The sequence below is a fragment of the Serratia sp. CY74737 genome (assembly GCF_052166775.1).
GTDB classification, from domain to species: domain Bacteria; phylum Pseudomonadota; class Gammaproteobacteria; order Enterobacterales; family Enterobacteriaceae; genus Serratia; species Serratia ureilytica.
Window position 1 is genome coordinate 191,879 of record NZ_JBJNOF010000013.1, and the last position, 14,954, is coordinate 206,832.

13 protein-coding genes are annotated in these 14,954 nt (G+C 62.8%); 3 read left to right on the forward strand and 10 right to left on the reverse strand.

Annotation, left to right across the window (positions count from 1 at the left end; all coding sequences use genetic code 11):
- Nucleotides 1-109: 109 nt before the first annotated feature.
- Complete coding sequence (locus ACJ8PE_RS18370) at nt 110-2,500, forward strand: beta-N-acetylhexosaminidase (protein WP_404769136.1); 2,391 nt, start codon at nt 110-112, stop codon at nt 2,498-2,500.
- A 29-nt stretch (nt 2,501-2,529) separates the two neighbouring features.
- Here the strand turns inward: ACJ8PE_RS18370 and ACJ8PE_RS18375 are convergent, their stop codons facing one another.
- From ACJ8PE_RS18375 to argF, 9 genes are all read right to left on the reverse strand, one after another.
- A complete protein-coding gene (locus ACJ8PE_RS18375) occupies nt 2,530-3,258 on the reverse strand; it encodes a proteasome-type protease (protein ID WP_015376453.1) in 729 nt (242 codons plus the stop codon).
- A gap of 75 nt (nt 3,259-3,333) precedes the next feature.
- Nucleotides 3,334-4,128, reverse strand: coding sequence for a transglutaminase family protein (locus ACJ8PE_RS18380; RefSeq protein WP_004933384.1), 795 nt, complete (start codon nt 4,126-4,128; stop codon nt 3,334-3,336).
- On the reverse strand, nt 4,125-5,051 hold the full coding sequence (locus ACJ8PE_RS18385) for an alpha-E domain-containing protein (protein ID WP_004933382.1): 927 nt from the start codon (nt 5,049-5,051) through the stop codon (nt 4,125-4,127). Before ACJ8PE_RS18385 ends, ACJ8PE_RS18380 begins: the two co-directional genes overlap by 4 nt.
- Nucleotides 5,045-6,481 carry a circularly permuted type 2 ATP-grasp protein gene (locus ACJ8PE_RS18390; RefSeq protein ID WP_004933380.1) on the reverse strand — a complete coding sequence of 479 codons (1,437 nt, stop codon included), beginning with the start codon at nt 6,479-6,481 and terminating at the stop codon, nt 5,045-5,047. The genes ACJ8PE_RS18385 and ACJ8PE_RS18390 overlap by 7 nt, the downstream gene beginning before the upstream one ends.
- Before the next feature lie 259 nt (nt 6,482-6,740).
- Nucleotides 6,741-7,127: a 2-iminobutanoate/2-iminopropanoate deaminase gene (ridA, locus tag ACJ8PE_RS18395; RefSeq protein ID WP_004933379.1), complete on the reverse strand. Its 387-nt coding sequence runs from the start codon at nt 7,125-7,127 to the stop codon at nt 6,741-6,743.
- A 159-nt stretch (nt 7,128-7,286) separates the two neighbouring features.
- Entirely contained in the window at nt 7,287-7,751 is a 465-nt protein-coding gene (pyrI, locus tag ACJ8PE_RS18400; RefSeq protein ID WP_019453298.1) for an aspartate carbamoyltransferase regulatory subunit, read from the reverse strand.
- 12 nt (nt 7,752-7,763) lie between these two features.
- Nucleotides 7,764-8,699 carry an aspartate carbamoyltransferase gene (gene pyrB / locus ACJ8PE_RS18405; protein ID WP_033641691.1) on the reverse strand — a complete coding sequence of 312 codons (936 nt, stop codon included), beginning with the start codon at nt 8,697-8,699 and terminating at the stop codon, nt 7,764-7,766.
- A gap of 289 nt (nt 8,700-8,988) precedes the next feature.
- Complete coding sequence (locus ACJ8PE_RS18410) at nt 8,989-10,557, reverse strand: ABC transporter substrate-binding protein (RefSeq protein ID WP_197797486.1); 1,569 nt, start codon at nt 10,555-10,557, stop codon at nt 8,989-8,991.
- A 196-nt stretch (nt 10,558-10,753) separates the two neighbouring features.
- Entirely contained in the window at nt 10,754-11,773 is a 1,020-nt protein-coding gene (gene argF, locus ACJ8PE_RS18415) for an ornithine carbamoyltransferase (RefSeq protein ID WP_197793318.1), read from the reverse strand.
- Nucleotides 11,774-11,935: 162 nt separating this feature from the next.
- Here argF and rraB point away from each other — a divergent pair, with 162 nt between their 5' ends.
- Entirely contained in the window at nt 11,936-12,361 is a 426-nt protein-coding gene (rraB, locus tag ACJ8PE_RS18420) for a ribonuclease E inhibitor RraB (protein WP_025305115.1), read from the forward strand.
- Nucleotides 12,362-12,538: 177 nt separating this feature from the next.
- On the forward strand, nt 12,539-13,303 hold the full coding sequence (gene miaE / locus ACJ8PE_RS18425; protein ID WP_123893242.1) for a tRNA isopentenyl-2-thiomethyl-A-37 hydroxylase MiaE: 765 nt from the start codon (nt 12,539-12,541) through the stop codon (nt 13,301-13,303).
- A 15-nt stretch (nt 13,304-13,318) separates the two neighbouring features.
- Here the strand turns inward: miaE and ACJ8PE_RS18430 are convergent, their stop codons facing one another.
- The gene (locus ACJ8PE_RS18430) at nt 13,319-14,926 is read right to left on the reverse strand and encodes a GMC family oxidoreductase (RefSeq protein WP_197793319.1); all 1,608 of its coding nucleotides are present in this window, start codon (nt 14,924-14,926) and stop codon (nt 13,319-13,321) included.
- Nucleotides 14,927-14,954: the final 28 nt, after the last annotated feature.

Genomic DNA, 14,954 nt, shown 5'->3' on the forward strand with positions numbered 1-14,954 from the left:
CCTCCAGTTACTTAGCAGACCTAAGCGCCGGGGATGCGGGCGCTTGCCGCCTAGCGGTGGTTTGAAATTCATTGGGGATATTTTGTTTTTTTCCTCTGAGGAATTTCCGATGCACAGACCTTTCCGTTATACGCTACTGGCTTCATCGTTATGGTTTTCTTGCGGCGCGCTGGCGCAGCCGGCCGGCGATCTGCCGCTGATGCCCTGGCCGCAGCAGGTGGAGGTGACGCAACCGGCGGGCAAGCTGATTTTGGATCACCAGTTGTCGTTAAGCGTCCAGGGTGATGACTTGGGCGATGCGCTGCCGCGCTGGCGCCAGCGCATCGAACTGCAGACCGGCTGGACGCTGGCGCCGATGGAAGAAGCGAACGGCGCGGCGATCAAGGTGGTGATCAAGGACCGGGTGGCGGCGCAGCCGCTGCCGGGCAGCGACGAAAGTTACCGGCTGGCGGTCACGCCGCAGGGCGCCACGCTGACCGCCAACACTCGCTTCGGCGCGCTGCGCGGCATGGAGACCCTGCTGCAGCTGCTGCAGACCGACGGGCAAAACACCTTCCTGCCGCTGGTGGATATCCGCGACGTGCCGCGCTTCCCGTGGCGCGGCGTCTTGTTGGATTCGGCGCGCCATTTCCTGCCGCTGCCGGACATTCTCCGCCAGCTCGACGGGATGGCGGCGGCCAAGCTTAACGTGTTCCACTGGCACCTGACCGACGATCAGGGCTGGCGCTTCGCCTCCGAGCATTACCCCAAACTGCAACAGCAGGCCAGCGACGGCCAGTTCTACACCCGCGAGCAGATGCGGCAGGTAGTGGCTTACGCCACGGCGCGCGGCATTCGCGTGGTGCCGGAGATCGACATGCCGGGGCACGCCTCCAGCATCGCGGTGGCCTATCCCGACCTGATGAGCGCGCCGGGGCCGTATCGCATGGAGCGCGAGTGGGGCGTGCATAAGCCGACGCTCGATCCGACCCGCGACGAGGTGTATCAGTTTGTCGACACGATCGTCGGCGAGCTGGCGGCGATCTTCCCCGATCCTTATCTGCACATCGGCGGCGACGAAGTGGACGCCAGCCAGTGGCGGGCGTCGCCGTCGATTCAGGCGTTTATGCAGCAGAACGGGCTGGCGGATACCCATGCGCTGCAGGCCTACTTCAACCAGAAGCTGGAAAAGATCCTCGAGAAGCACCAGCGGCAGATGGTCGGCTGGGACGAGATCTATCATCCGTCGCTGCCGCGTTCGATCGTTATTCAATCCTGGCAGGGGCAAGACTCGCTGGGCGCCAGCGCGCAGGATGGCTATCAGGGCATTCTCTCCACCGGTTTCTATCTCGATCAGCCGCAAAGCACCGCCTATCACTACCGCAATGAAATTCTGCCGCAGCCGCTGGGGGTCGAAACGGCGGTGCAACCCGGCGAGCAGGCGCAAAGCTGGCGCTTCAGCATGCCGCGTCTGAAGGGCAGCGCGGTGGAGGGCAGCTTCACGTTGATCGAGGGCAAGCAGGGCTGGCGCGGCTTTATCGATTTCAACGGCAAATCGCGTCGCGCGGTGCACGACATCGTCTGGCGCACGCCGCAGCAGGTGACGTTCCGCGTCGATACCTGGATGGGCGACACGCGGCCGGTGTTTACGCTGCAACAGGACAAGCTCAGCGGCTATACGCTGGTCGGCAACGTGCGTTACCCCACCCAGGGCGAGAAGCTGACGGCGGCGCCGGCGGGCAAGATGCCGGTGGTGCCGGATGAGAAGGGGCAGGCCAAGATCCTCGGCGGGGAAGCGGCGCTGTGGGCGGAAAACGTGCGCGCGCCGCTGATCGATCTCAAGCTGTGGCCGCGCGCCTTTGCGGTGGCGGAGCGGCTGTGGTCGGCGCAGGACGTCACCGATGAGAACAACATGTACCGGCGGCTGGCGGCGATCGACGCCTGGTCGGTGGTGTCGGTCGGCCTGCAGCAGCACGCGGAAACGGCGCGCGAATTCACCCGGCTGAGCAACAGCGTGCAGATCGTGCCGCTGCAGATCCTGGCCGAGGCGGTGGAACCGGCGCAGTATTACACCCGCCAGCACCTGAAGTTCCAGGCCGGCAACTATCATCAGTTCGAACCGCTGAACCGCTTTGCCGATGCGCTGCCGCCGGAGAGCGAGGCGGTGCGCGACATGCATGCGCAGGTCGCGGCTCTGCTGAAGGATAAGCGCGATAAGGCGGCGGCGCAGGCGCTGCGCGAACGGTTGCAGCGCTGGCAGGCGAACGGCGCGGCGCTGCAGACGGCGATCGCGGGCAACCGCACGCTGCGGGAGCTGGCGCCGGTGGCGCAGGACGTCGATGCCCTGGCCGCATTGGGGTTAACGCTGCTGGAGCGCTATCAGCAGGATAAACCGCTGAGCCGAGCAGAGGCAGAACAAGCGCAGCGCCGGCTGGATGCGGCGGCGCAGACGCGCGACGAAGTGGTGATTGCGGCGGTGTACCCGCTGGAGGCGTTGCTGCGGGGGCTACAGGTGCAATGAGGCGGACGGGCTCGTGTGAGCCCGGATCCCTACAGCTGCAGCGGCGGCAACTGGGTGAAAATGCTGACCAGCCCTTCGCCCCAGCCCTTGCGGATGGCGCTGAAGTACGGATGGTCTTCGGTAATGCGGTATTGCCGGGCATGGCTGAAGCTGTCGCGCGGGTAGATCATCACGTCGAGCGGCAGCCCGACGGACAGGTTGCTGCGCAGGGTCGAATCCAGTGAAATCAGCGCGCATTGCATCGCTTGTTCCAGCGGCGTGTCGTAGTGCAGCACCCGGTCGATGATCGGTTTGCCGTATTTGCTTTCGCCTATCTGAAAATAGGGCGTGTCGCGGGTGGCTTCGATAAAGTTGCCTTGCGGGTAGATATGGAACAGCCGCATCTCTTCCCCGCTAATTTGGCCGCCGAGCAGCAGGTTGCAGCTGAAATCGGTGGTGCTGCCGCTTTGCTGCGCCTCGCTGTCGCGCTGGATCACCTCGCGCACCGTTTCCCCCACCAGCGTGGCGGCGTCGTAGAGGCTGGGAGCGTTGAGCAGGTTGGGGCGTTCGGCGTCCTTGCTGCGGTGCAACAGCAAACTGATGATGCTCTGGGTGGTCGCCAGGTTGCCGGCGCTTTGCAGCACCAGCGTGCGATCGCCGTCCTGTTGGAACACGTGCAGTTTGCGGAAGGTGGAAATATGGTCCACTCCGGCGTTGGTGCGGGAATCGGACGCAAAGACCAGCCCGGACGACAAACGCATGGCCACACAGTAGGTCATACTACAATCCCTCAAAACAAGACCGGCACGCCGCCAACGCGCAGCGTGCCCGAAACATTTTCCATCGGCAAGCGGCTACTGGCCGGTTGGCATCATTTGTACGGCGGCGATGGCGCTCATGTCTTCGCAGCCGCCGCCCAATCGCATGCCGCGCACCGGGCAGGCGTCCAGATAATCGATGCCGACCGCCAGCTTAAGGTGCTGATTCGGCATGCGCGTATTGTTGGTCACGTCGAAGCTGTGCCAGCGTTCCTCCACCCACACTTCCGCCCAGGCATGGGTGGCGACATGGGTCGAGTCTTCGCTGTACAGGTAGCCGCTGACGTAGCGCGCCGGGATGTTCAGGCTGCGGCAGCAGCTCAGGAAGACATGCGTATGATCCTGACACACGCCGCTGCCGGCGGCGAAAGCCTCGGCGGCGCTGTCGGTCACGCGCGTGGAGCCAGGGCTGTAAGGCATTTTCAGCAGCAGTTCGCCCATCAGATGTTCCAGGCCGCTCAGCACCGCCTGCGGTTGATGATAACGCAGGGCGAAGGCCTGAATGGCGTCATCGGGTTGAGTCAGCGGGCTATGGCGCAGAAATACCAGCGGCGACAGATGCCCGAGCGCCCGATCTTCGACGCCGTCTTCAATCTCCACTTCCCCGAGCACCCGAATGGTGATGGCCTGATGCGGTTCATCAAGCGTCAGCACGTGCAGTACATTGCCGAAGGCGTCGGTGGTGCGCACCGCGTCATCCGGCAACGACAGTTGCCAGGAGAGGATGCGCTGATGGGGCGAATCCTGCGGCGTCAGCCGCAGATATTGGGTGCTGCGCTGCACGGGCTGGGCGTAGCGATAATGGGTGTTGTGCTCAATATTCAGTTTCATTGCGCCTCCAGATAAGTGTGATGGATGCTTTCGGCGATGCCGTTCACCTGGCCGAGAAAGGCGCTCAACCACTCGCCCAGGCCGATCTTGTTCAGGTCCTTCATGCTGCTGAAGCGCAGCTCGGCATGCAGGGTGTGCGCCAGACGTCGCGGTTGGTTGGCGCCGCCGCCGATCAGTTCCAATTGCTGCACCATGTCGCCGACGCAGGCCAGCAGTGAACGCGGGATTTCATTGCGCAGAATCATCAGTTCGGCGATGGTCTCGCGGCTCAACGGCTGCTTGTAGATGCTGTGGTAGGCTTCGCGCGCGCTCACCGCCCGCAGCAGCGTGTCCATGCGGTAATATTCGCGCACCGGGTCGCCGTCGATGTCCATCAGCGTGTTCTTCACCTCCAGCAGACGGGCGGTGCCGTCGGCCCGCTCCAGCAGGGTGCCGAGACGGATAAAGCGCATGGCGTCGCTGCGCAGCAGCGTGCCGAACATGGCGCCGCGAAACAGATGGGCGCGCTCCTTCACCCAGTCGAAGAAGGCATCGGCGCCCACCGAGCCGATGCCCTGGCGGCGGATCAGTTTCATCTCTATCCAGGTGGCGTTGATGCACTCCCAGACTTCGGATGACAGGCTGCCGCGCACCGCGTGGGCGTTGTTCCAGCCCATTTGCAGGCAGCTGAAGATGCTGCTGTGGTTACGGTTGTCGAGCGCGAAGAAACTGACCAGATTGGGCATCGTCAATTCCGGGTAGGCGGCGGCATACAGCTGGCCGGTGCCGGTCAGGTTGAGCGGCACCTGCAGATCCTGATCGCCGCCGTCGCGGATCGGCATCATCGACAGCTTGTTGGTGACGTCCAGCACCCGGGCGATGCTTTCCGCCCGCTCCAGATAGCGGGCCATCCAATAGAGTTCACTGGCGGTGCGGCTCAGCATAGGTCGTCCTCCAATACCCAGGTGTCCTTGGTGCCGCCGCCCTGCGACGAGTTCACCACCAGCGAACCTTCCGCCAACGCCACCCGGGTCAGGCCGCCGGGCACCAGGCGGATCTCCGCGCCGCTGAGGGCGAACGGCCGCAGATCGATATGCCGCGGCGCGAGACCATCGTTGACGAAGGTCGGGCAGGTGGACAGCGCCAGCGTGTTTTGCGCAATGTAATTCTGCGGGCGAGACAGCAGCAGAGCGCGGAAGCGGGCGAGCTCGTCCTTGCTCGCCGTGGGGCCGATCAACATGCCGTAGCCGCCGGCGCCGTGCACCTCTTTCACGACCATCTGTTCGAGGTTGGCCAGCACATACGACAGTTCGTTTTTATGTCGGCACTGCCAGGTCGGCACGTTGTTGAGGATCGGTTCCTCTTGCAGGTAGAAGCGCACCATATCCGGCACGTAGGGGTAGATCGATTTGTCGTCGGCCACGCCGGTGCCTATGGCGTTGGCCAGCACCACATTGCCGGCGCGATACACCGACAGCAGCCCCGGTACGCCGAGCATCGAGTCCGGCCGAAACGCCAGCGGATCGAGGAAGGCGTCGTCCACCCGACGATAGATCACGTCCACTTTGCACGGCCCGGCGGTGGTGCGCATGAAGACCGCGCCGTCCTTGACGAACAGATCGGCGCTTTCGACCAGCTCCACCCCCATCTGCTGCGCCAGGAAACTGTGCTCAAAATAGGCGCTGTTGAAGCGGCCCGGCGTCAGCACCACCACGGTGGGATCGTTGATGGGCGAGCTTTCGCGCAGCGTTTGCAGCAGGTGCGACGGGTAGCGCTCCACCGGCGCGATGCGTTGCCGGGCGAACAGTTCCGGATAGAGACGCATCATCATTTTGCGGTTTTCCAGCATGTAAGAGACGCCGGACGGGGTGCGCAAGTTATCTTCCAGCACGTAGTATTGGCCGTCGCTGTTGCGGACCATGTCCACGCCGACGATATGCGCATAGATATCACGATGCAGATCAACGCCTTGCATACAGGGTTGATACTGATCGTTGGCCAGCACCTGCTCCGCCGGAATGAGGCCGGCCTTCAGAATATGCTGCTGGTGGTAAATGTCATGCAGGAAGGCATTGAGCGCCTGTACGCGCTGGCGAATGCCGCGATCGAGCATCGCCCATTCGGCGGCCGGAATAATGCGCGGCACGCTGTCGAACGGGATCAACCGCTCAGCGCCGTCATCGTCGCCGTAGACGTTGAAGGTGATGCCCACCCGGTGAAACAGCAGCGCAGCCTCTTCCCGCTTGCGTTGCACGGCCTGGTGATCGGCCTGCTGCAGCCATTGCCAGTAGGCGTCGTAGTGGCCACGGTGTTTTCCCTCAGCCAGAAGCATCTCATCAAAAAACGGTGAAGCGGAAAGATTGATATTCAGCATCGTCACCTCGTCGACATTGCAGGCTGTCAATCAATCGAGCATAAAACGTGCCAAGGCGATAACGGGCGAAAATGGCGCAGAGCGAGGCTGACGCGGCGAAAAACGCCCGTTTGCGGTGCAGGTCTGGCGTGACGACGCCTTAATATAGGGCGAAAAGGCGGCGGCGGTGAGCGCTAAAGGCGCAGGGAGGCAGGCTGTCGGGGCAGAGCAGAAATAAAAACGGCCAGCCGAAGCTGACCGTCATTCGCGTGCGCGTCGATTAACGACGCACGGCGATGGCTTCGATTTCGATCTTCACGTCTTTCGGCAGACGCGCCACTTCCACGCAGGAACGGGCCGGGAACGGCGCGCTGTGCTCGGTGAAGAAGGCTTCGTACGCGGCGTTGACGGTGGCGAAGTCGTTCAGGTCTTTCACGAACACGGTGGTTTTCACGATGTCGGCAACGATCAGGCCGGCGGCTTCGACGATCGCTTTGACGTTTTCCAGCGACTGGCGCGCTTGAGCGGCGACGTCGTCGGCGACGGCGCCGGTTTTCGGATCGACCGGGATCTGGCCGGAAGTGATGATCATGCTGCCCAGATCAACGCCCTGCACGTAAGGACCAATGGCTGCCGGGGCGAGTTCAGTGCTGATGTTACGTGACATGTTTTCTCCTGATAAACCCGTTGTCTTTCACGCCGCCGCACGGTCGGCCGCAGCGTAAAATTCGGTGGGTAGCAACGTGGGTAGAGTGATTTTCAGAGAACCCATTATAGGGCGTCACCGGGAGAATAACAGCGCCATCTCCCGGCGCCCATGCCGGGATTAGTCCGCCTGCAGCACCACCTGATGCTCGAACTCTTTTTCGCAGTAGCGGCACTTCAGGTGCACCTCGCCGTCGCGCGGCTTCACGCTGAAGCTCGACGCCACCGGCTCGCTGCGGCTGATGCAGTTGCCGTTCGGGCAGGTCAGCACGCCGTCGATGTGGTCCGGCAGGCTGAGGGTCAGTTTGCGCACCACTTCATAGTTGTCGATGCGGTTTACCGTGGCCTTCGGCGCGTACATCGCCAGCTGATTGGCCTGTTGCTCGGTCAGGAAGGTGTTCTCTATCTTGATCAGATCCTTGCGGCCCAGCTCGTTGGAGGGCAGGTTCAGGCCGATGGTGATGCGCTGGTCGGTGGCGGTCAGCTTGAACAGCGTCAGCAGTTTGAAACCGATCTGCGCCGGAATGTGGTCGATCACCGTGCCGCATTTGATCGCTTCGACCTGCAGTTTGTTGTCGTGAGTCATGGCGGTTCCCCCTTAAAGAGCCAAATCTGCGTTGAGCACCAGCGCCAGCAGCGCCTGACGGGCGAAGATGCCGTTGCCCGCCTGCTGGAAGTAGTAAGCGTGCGGCGTTTTATCCACGTCGGTGGCGATCTCGTCGATGCGCGGCAGCGGGTGCAGCACCTTGAGGTTGGCGCGCGCGCCGGCCAGATCTGCGGCGCGCAGCACGAACTGCGCCTTCACGTTGGCGTACTCGGACGGATCGAGGCGCTCTTTCTGCACCCGGGTCATGTAGAGAATATCCAGCTCCGGCACCACTTCTTCAATGCTGCCGTGCAGGCTGTACTCGATGCCTTTCTCTTCCAGCATTTTCAGGATGTAGGCCGGCATCGCCAGTGCGTCCGGGGCGATGAAGTAGAAGCGGTTGCCTTCGAATTTGGCCAGCGCCTGGGTGAGCGAGTGCACGGTGCGGCCGTATTTCAGGTCGCCGACCATGGCGATGCTGAGGTTGTTCAGGCGGCCCTGGGTTTCCTGGATGGTGAACAGATCCAGCAGGGTCTGGGTCGGGTGCTGGTTGGCGCCGTCGCCGGCGTTGAGCACCGGCACGTTGCCGGAGAACTCCGAGGCCATGCGCGCTGCGCCTTCCTGCGGGTGGCGCATCACGATGGCGTCCACGTAGGTGCTGATCACCGAGATGGTGTCGGCCAGGGTTTCGCCTTTTTTGCCGAGCGAGGTGTTGCTGCCGTCGGCGAAACCGACCACCGAGGCGCCGAGGCGGTGCATCGAGGTTTCGAACGACAGGCGGGTACGGGTCGAGGCTTCAAAGAAGCAGCTGGCGATCACCTTGTGTTTCAACAGTTCCGGCTGCGGGTTGGCTTTCAGACCGGCGGCGGTGCGCAGCACCAGCTCCAGATCCTCGCGGCTGAGATCGTTAATAGAGATGATGTGTTTGTGATACAGCGGGTTGGCCATTTTTCACTCCTCCTCGACGCGTGCCCGTGGCGCGGGACTTTTTAAGGCAAAAAAAAGCCCCTCAATGAGGGGCTTGAAACGATCGGTTTAGCAACAGGAGAAACAACGGCAGCTGGCCGCCGATAGGCAGTCGGTTTTGTCGATTGCGGCTAACAAAACAAACGTCGTTTTTCATGCTTTCTCCTGGCAAATTGTGGCGCATTATACTCGCGCTTTTCGCCACTGCAAGCGTTAAAACGCCGTTTTTTGCCGCCCCGCAATCGATTGGCCGGCGATGGCCGCCTGCGGGCTATTTGCTGACGCGATCGTAGTAGACCATGTCGGCGTTCAGCCCCTGCTGGTAGCCTTTGACGTTGTCGCGCAGCACCACTTCGGTTTTGGCCTGATCGATAAACACGTACGGCGAACTGCGCTGCAGCTCCTGCTGCATGGCGGTGTACAGCGCGCGGCGCTTGGCCGGATCGGCTTCGGCCAGTGCCGCCAGCGTCTGCTTATTCAACTGCGGGATCTGCCAGCCGTTCAGCCCGGCCACCGTGCTGCTCTTGCCGTCATTGTAGGCAAAGGCGCTGGCGTTGGAGTGGGCGTCGAAATAATCCGGGATCCACAGGCGGATTGCCGCCTGATGCTGCCTGGCGCGCACGCGGGAGTAAACCTGGCTGCCCGCGGCCGGCAGCAGCTCGACCTTCACGCCGGCGGCGGCGAAGCTGCCCTGCAGCGCCTGCGCGATGGTGATGAACGGCGGCTTGTTTTCTACGTCCAGCGTAAAGGCGGCGTGGGTGATGCCCGCTTTGGCCAGGATGGCTTTCGCCTTGGCCGGATCGTAGCGGAACGGGTTGGTCTCCAGCGCGCCCGGCAGCCCGACCGGCAGGAAGCTCTGATGCACGAAGTATTGGCCCTTCAGCAGATCCTGGGTGATGCCCTGATAATCCACCAGATAGCGCGCTGCCTCCCAGAAGGCCGGGTTGTTCAGCAGCGGATTGGCGCCGTTGCCGGTGTTGAATACCAGGTAGTTTTGCTCGGCGGACGGGATCTCCAGCACCTTAACCCCCAGCTGGTTCTTCAGCGTGTCGGTCTGGTCGGCGCCCAGTTCGCGGGCGATATCGGCGTCGCCCTGCTGGACCAGCAGGCGGCGGGTGGCCGGATCCGGCACGTTCTTGATGATGATGTTTTTCAGCTGCGGCTTGTCGCCCGGCGTCGTGGGGTTGGCGTCCAGCACGATCGCCTGATGCGGCTGATAGACGCGCATCTTGAACGGGCCGCTGCCGGCGGAGTGCATTTTCAGCCAGGCGTTGCCGAAGTCGCCGTCTTTGACGTTGGCCAGCGCCGCTTTGCTGTCGACGATCGAGGCGATCGGCGTCGAGAGGATATTCAGCGCCACCGCCGGGCTGACGTCCGCCGTCCAGCGCAGCTGCACGGTATGTTCGTCGATCTTCTTGAGCTGCGCGTCGATGTTGTCCGGCTGCCAGCCGAGCACATTGAGGATGAACGCCGGCGACTTGTTCATTTTCACCGCGCGGCGGTAGGAGAAGATCACGTCGTCGGCGGTCAGCGGGTTGCCGGAGGCGAACGCCGCCTGCGGCCGCAGTTTTACCGTCAGCGTTTTGGCCGCCGCATCGCTCTGCCAGCTTTCCGCCAGCACCGGCGCCACCTTGGCCGGATCGTCGCGATCCGCCTGCACCAAGCGCTGGTACAGGCTGGGCACCGTCTGGATGCTGGAGAGTTCGTTGGCTTCCGCCGGATCGAGGCTGACGATGTCATCCAGCGATTGCACCACCACCAGCGTATTCGGCGGCGTGGCGGCTAACGCGGCGGCGGGCAGGGCGGCGAGCAGGAACAGCGGCAAGAGTTTGGCTTTCATCGGTGTGTATCCCCTGAAGGCGCCGCAGGGCGGCGCTGAGAACGGTTTGTTATCGTTGGTTTTTACGGCGCGGGCGCCGTCGGCCTGTCACGGTAGAACCTTTGCCGGCGGCGGGCAAAGGCCAATGCGCTATTTGATATTCCAGGAATATATTAGCCGCCCTGGCCGGGGGCGCCAGGGCGGAGGGAGAGGCGTGTCAGAGCGTTGCGCTCAGCGTGGCGACCAGCACCGCCTTGATGGTATGCAGCCGGTTTTCCGCCTGATCGAACACCACGCTGTGCGCCGACTCGAACACCTCGTCGGTCACTTCCATGCCGCCGTGCAGATCGTACTGCTGCGCCATCTGCTTGCCGAGCGTGGTTTGATCGTCGTGGAACGCCGGCAGGCAGTGCAGGAACTTCACGTTCGGGTTGCCGGTCAGTTTCAGCATCGCCATGTTGACCTGATACGGCCGCAGCAGCGCGATACGCTCCTGCCAGGTCTCTTTCGGTTCGCCCATCGACACCCACACGTCGGTGTAGAGGAAATCGGCGTCTTGCACCCCTTCGGCGATGTCTTCGGTCAGGGTGAGTTTCGCGCCGGTTTGCTGCGCCAGCGCCTGGCATTCGGCCACCAGCTCCGGCTGTGGCCAACAGGCCTTCGGCGCCACCAGCCGCAGATCCATGCCCGCCAGCGCGGCGGCTTCCAGCAGCGTGTTGCCCATGTTGTTGCGCGCGTCGCCGACGTACGCCAGCTTCACTTCGTTCAGCGCCTTGCCCGGCAGGTGTTCCTGCACGGTGAGCAGATCCGCCAGCAATTGGGTAGGGTGGAACTCGTCGGTCAGGCCGTTCCACACCGGCACGCCGGCATGTTCCGCCAGGGTTTCCACCAGCGCCTGGCCGTAGCCGCGGTACTGAATACCGTCGTACAGGCGGCCCAGCACCCGGGCGGTGTCTTTCATCGACTCTTTATGGCCGATCTGGCTGCCGCTCGGGCCGAGGTATGTGACCTGCGCGCCCTGATCGAATGCGGCAACTTCGAAAGAGCATCGCGTGCGGGTTGAGTCTTTTTCGAAGATGAGCGCAATGTTTTTGCCCTGCAGCCGGCGCTGTTCCCGCCCCTGCTTCTTGGCCTGCTTCAGATCGGCCGAAAGCCGCAGCAGCGCCTGCAGCTCGGTGGGGGTGAAATCCATTAACCTCAGAAAGTGACGTTGGTAGAACGCATTGCCGGTGCTCATAGTCCGATTCCCTGATTGCCTAATTGAATTAAAATTCACTTTATATGTATGAATATTCAATTTCAACCCCGGTGAGGAAATCTTTCACGTTTATCGTGGAAGCAATGTCGGCGGTGTGTGAAAATAGAAGGAATGAAGGCCATTTGACTTGAGGATATAGGCATGGCAAACCGCGAATTGCTGGAAGAACAACGTGAAGAGACCCGCCTGATCATCGAAGAACTGCTGGAAGACGGCAGCGATCCGGACGCGCTCTACACCATCGAGCACCATCTGTCCGCCGAGAAATTTGAGGTTCTGGAGCAGGCCGCCGTTGAAGCCTTCAAACTGGGCTACGAAGTGACCGACGCCGAAGAGCTGGAAGTGGAAGACGGTTCGATGGTGATGTGCTGCGACGTGATCAGCGAAGTCGGCCTGAACGCCGAGCTGATCGACGCCCAGGTCGAGCAGCTGGTGGCGCTGGCGGAGCGCTGCGGCGTCAACTACGACGGCTGGGGCACCTACTTCGAAGATCCGAACGGTGAAGACGGTGAGGATGACGAAGACGGCGACTATATTGACGAAGACGACGACGGCAAACGCCACTAATTAACCCCGCTTATTCACATGGGCCGGTTCTCGCCGGCCCCTGATATCCCCGTCGTCTTTCAAGCTGCAGCGTTGTTGGCTGCACTCTCTCACCCCAGTCACTTACCTGAGTAAGCTCCTGGGGATGAGTGAGCTGGCCGCCTAGCTGCAACTTGAAATACATAGGGCAATGACGCCATGACATACCAATCCCTGCTAGCCCCGATTTTAAGCTTCCTGCACTGTGAAACTCCCGACGCCTGGATCGACGCCGCGCGCCGTCCGGAAAACCTGCAGCTGTTGCTGACCGACCACCTGGTGTGCGAGCTGAAAGCCGCGCAGACCGGCATGTGGCTGATCCGCCGCTACGTGGCGGACAAAGAGAGCGGCGACGCGCTGTTGGCGCTGCTGCGGCCCTACGAGGCGTTTCTGCACGAAGCGCAGGGCGCGCCCGACACGCTGTTCCGTCAGGGCCAGTTCACCCGCAAGATCCTGCCGAAAAACGGCTCGGCCTACGGCCAGGATCTGGCGGATCGCATGGTGCTGTTGATCAAGGAAGAGCTGCATCACTTCTCGCAGGTGCTGGAGATCATGCAGGCGCGTGGGATCCCGTATCGCAAGATCACCGCCAGCCGTTACGCCAAGGGCATGATCCGCGAGATCCGCACTCACGATCCGGCGACGCTGATCGACAAACTGATCTGCGGCGCCTACATCGAAGCGCGATCCTGCGAACGCTTCGCCAAACTGGCGCCGCACCTGGATGATGAGCTGAACCGCTTTTACGTCTCGCTGCTGCGATCCGAAGCGCGCCACTATCAGGACTACCTGACGCTGGCGGAACAGATCGCCGGCGGCGACATCAGCGAACGGGTGGCGCATTTCGGCCGCCTCGAAGCTGAACTGATCCTGTCGCCGGACAGCGAGCTGCGTTTCCACAGCGGCGTGCCCACCGCCGCCTGACGTTGAGGCGCGTCCTTACTGCGGCGCGCCCAGCAACAAATCCACCGCCTTTTCCGCCAGCATAATGGTCGGCGCATTGGTGTTGCCGCTGGTGAGCTGCGGCATCACCGAGCAGTCGATCACCCGCAGCCGTTCAAAACCGTGCACCCGCAGCTGCGGATCGGTCACCGCGTCCTGCGGCGACGGCCCCATGCGGCAGCTGCCCACCGGGTGATACACCGTCTTGCAGAAGTTGCGCACGAAGGCTTCCAGCTGAGCTTCGTCGCGCGTCCACTCCGGCTGCGGCATCAGCAGATCTTTGATCAGCGGCTTCAGCGCCGCGGTTTGCAGGAAGCCCAGGCCGAACTTCACCGCGCGCACGCTGCCGGCCAGATCGTCCGGGTGGCCGAGGTAGTTGGCGTGCAGCTTGACCGGATCGCGCGGGTTGCTGCTGCGCAACAGCACTTCGCCGCGCGCCTTCGGCTGCAGGTAGCCGACCTTGAGCGTGAAGCCGTGAATGTTCGGCAGCGGTTCGCCGGGCACGTCGTCCCAGCTGTCCAGCAGCGGCAGAAAGTGGATCTGCACGTCCGGCCGGCCGTCGCCCTGGCTGTCGGTGAAGGCGGCGCCTTCCAGCACGTTGGACGAGAGCACCCCGCTGCGAAACGCCAGCCACTGCGCGCCGTGGCTCAGCGCCTGCAGGCCGCGATCGGCGCCGAACAGGCTGATCGGCTCGCGGGTGCTGACGTTGATCGACATGTGCAGATGGTCGTGGAAGTTTTTGCCCACCGGCAGATCCGCCCGCACCTCGATGCCCAGCTGCTGCAGGTGGTCGCGCGGGCCGATGCCGGACAGCATCAGCAGCTTCGGCGAACCGACCGCGCCGGCGCTGACGATCACCTCTTTGGTGGCGAGTGCGGTCACTTCCGCGCCGCCGTTCTGGCTGTAAACCACGCCGGTGGCGACGTTGCCCTCGAAGGTCAGCCGGTGCGCCAGGGCGTTCAGTTTCACCACCAGCCGCCGTTCGTCGCGCACTGCCTTCAGGTAGGTGCGGGCGGTGCTGGCGCGCTCGCCGTTGCGGGTGGTGGTTTGGTAGAAACCGACGCCGTGCTGGCTGTCGCCGTTGAAGTCGTTGCGATAGGGCAGGTTCAACTCCTGGCCGGCGCGGATAAACGCCATGCTCAGCGGGTGGCGGTAGCGGTTCTCGCTGACCGGCAGCAGCCCGTCGGCGCCGTGGTAGTCGTCGGACAGGCTTTCATTGGCCTCGGCGCGTTTGAAGTAGGGCAGCACCTCCCGGTAGCTCCAGCCGGTGCAGCCGTAGCGCTCGGCCCAGTCGTCGTAGTCCTGCGGCTGGCCGCGCAGGTAGATCATACCGTTGACCGAACTGCTGCCGCCCAGCACCTTGCCCTGCGCGATCTGCATGCGGCGGTTATTGGCGTGCGGTTCCGGTTCCGTCTCGTAGGGCCAGCTCTTTTTGGCGATGATCTTGGCCACCCCGGCCGGCATCTTGATGAACAGGTTATTGTCGTCGCCGCCGGCTTCCAGCAGCAGCACCCGCGCCTGGGTGCGGCGGATCAGCTGCGCCGCCAGCACGCAGCCGGCGGAACCGGCGCCGACGATGATGTAATCAAAGGTATTTTCCGACATGACAGCTCTCCGTGCGCGATTGGGATAC